Annotated in this window: 2 protein-coding genes; both read left to right on the top strand. The window is 71.5% G+C overall.

Annotation, left to right across the window (positions count from 1 at the left end; all coding sequences use genetic code 11):
• The first annotated feature begins 96 nt into the window (after window positions 1–96).
• Complete coding sequence (locus AC1MIR_RS07050) at window positions 97–1,242, top strand: glycosyltransferase (RefSeq protein WP_480027474.1); 1,146 nt, start codon at window positions 97–99, stop codon at window positions 1,240–1,242.
• Window positions 1,243–1,309: 67 nt separating this feature from the next.
• A partial coding sequence (locus AC1MIR_RS07045; RefSeq protein ID WP_480027473.1) for a F0F1 ATP synthase subunit beta occupies window positions 1,310–2,436 on the top strand: 1,127 nt, incomplete at its 3' end.

Genomic DNA, 2,436 nt, shown 5'->3' with positions numbered 1-2,436 from the left:
CCCCCCCGGGGCGCGCCCGCGGCGGGGGGCGGGCCCCCCCCCCCCCCACCCCCCCGGGGGCGCGCGCGGGCCCCGACGATGTGAGGGCGTGATGCCGTGAGCGCGCATGTGCTGCTGGTCGGAGGAGAGGACCACGATCTGCGGATACCCTTCCTCCTCGCGCTGCAACGCCAGGGATTCCAGGTATCCGCCGCGGGCACCGGCGACCCGGCGCCGTTCGCGCGGGCCGGCATCGCCTATCATCCGTTCGGCTTCGCGCGCTCGGTCAGCCCGCTGGCCGATGGGCGGAGCCTGGCGCAGCTCGCGCGGCTGATCGACAAGGTCCGGCCCCAGGTCGTCCAGTCCTTCGACACCAAGCCGAACATCCTGGCGCCGCTTGCGGCGCAACGGGTGGCCGCCGTCAGGGTCGTGCGCACCATCAACGGGCTTGGCTGGCTGTACTCCTCCAGGGCCCTGCCGGCGCTTGCGCTGCGGCCGATCCATCGCATGCTCAACCGCATCGCGGCGCGCTGGACCGCGGCGACGGTGTTCCAGAACAGCATAGACAAGACATTCTTCGAGCAGCACGGGCTGGTGGGTGACAGCCGAAGTCGGCTGATCCCGGGATCGGGCGTGGACATTGACGCCTTCACGCGTCCCACCGTCACCGATGCGGCGCTTGCCGGGCTGCGTCGGGAGCTGGGCCTGGAAGGCTGCGAGGTCGTGCTGACCGTCACGCGCCTGTCCCGCCAGAAGGGCATCCCGACCCTTCTGAAGGCGGCCTCGCTGGTTCACGCGATCCGGCCGTCGGTGCGCTTCCTGCTTGTCGGCCCGCATGAAGGCGAAGGACGCTCCGCGGTGACAACGGCCGAGATCGACGCCCATTCCCCCTATGTCATCGCGACCGGCAAGCGCACGGACGTGCCGTCGCTGCTCGCGCTGGCCGATGTCTTCGCCTTCCCGACGGAGTTCCGGGAAGGCGTGCCGCGCGCGCTTCTCGAAGCGGCGCTGGCAGGGCTGCCGATCGTCGCCTCCCGGATGCCGGGCTGCACGGACGTGGTCGAGGATGGCCGCACCGGCCTGCTCGTCGCACCGGGCGCCCCGGAAGACCTGGCTCAGGCGCTGCTTCGTCTGCTGGCCGATCCACCGGCCGGGCGCGTTATGGGCGCGCGTGCCTCCGAACTCGTCGCGCGCGAATTCTCGCTTGCCCGCACCGTCTCGCGCTATGCGGACCTGTATGACGAGCTGCTGACCACCGGCTGATCGCGTCGATCCGGACGGATAGGCGCGGGGCGACGAGTCCACGCGCATCGGCCCGCCTCCCGGCATCGTGATCGGCGCCGGCGCAGCTGCGCGCCGCACGCAGCGCCATCGCAGGCCGGACGGATGCCGATCCTTCTCCGAATGTCAGGCTCATGCGCGGCCGTCGCGCCGACACTTCGGCGCAGCCTGGGCGGCACCCCGGCTGCTCCGCGCACGGCTCCCGTCCGTCGGCGCCCGGCATGACGCAGGGCAAATCCTCCCTCGTCGCGATGCGCTAAGCTTCCGGTTTACGCCACAAGGGAAACTCGCGATGGCGGAGAGCGATGCGCGTATTGGTCACATCGTACGACTCGGCGGCGGGGTCGCGGATGTCCGGTTCGAGGGGCAACTGCCCGCGATCGCGACGCGCCTGGTCACGCTGGCGGAGCCCGAGATCACCATCGAGGTCGCCAGCCTGCCGGCCGAGAACATCGCCCGCGGGCTGGTGATGAACCCGGCGGCCGCGCTGCACATCGGCCTCGCGGTGCGCGACACCGGCGGGCCCATTGATGTGCCGGTCGGGGAGGCGTTGCTGGGTCGCATGTTCAACATGTTCGGCGAGCCCATCGACGGCGGCCCGCCGCTGGGCGAGATGCGCCGCCAGCCGATCCTCGGCACGCGCGTTCCCCTTGCGGCCCGCCGCGTCGAGAGCGCCATCTTCGAGACCGGCATCAAGGCGATCGACCTGCTCAGCCCGCTGGAGCGTGGCGGCAAGGCGGGGCTCTTCGGCGGCGCGGGCGTGGGCAAGACAGTGCTGATCACCGAGATGATCCACAACATGGTCGCCGAGTACGACGGCGTAAGCCTGTTCTGCGGGATCGGCGAACGCTCGCGCGAAGCCGAGGAGTTGTACCGGGAGATGCGCGAGGCCGGCGTCCTGGCGAATACGGTGATGGTCTTCGGCCAGATGAACGAGAGCCCCGGCGTGCGCTTTCGCGTCGGCCACGCCGCGCTGACCATGGCCGAGTATTTCCGCGACGATCTGCGCCGGAACGTGCTCGTGCTGATCGACAACATCTTCCGCTTCGTCCAGGCGGGCTCGGAGGTGTCGGGGCTGCTCGGCCGCATCCCCAGCCGCGTCGGCTACCAGCCGCGGGGGCGCCCCCCGCCACCGGGCCGACCGGGGCGGGGCGTGGGCGCCCCCCCCGGGGCGGC

The organism is Falsiroseomonas sp. RANM36, assembly GCF_056682175.1.
This window is presented reverse-complemented; position numbering and strand designations above follow the sequence as displayed.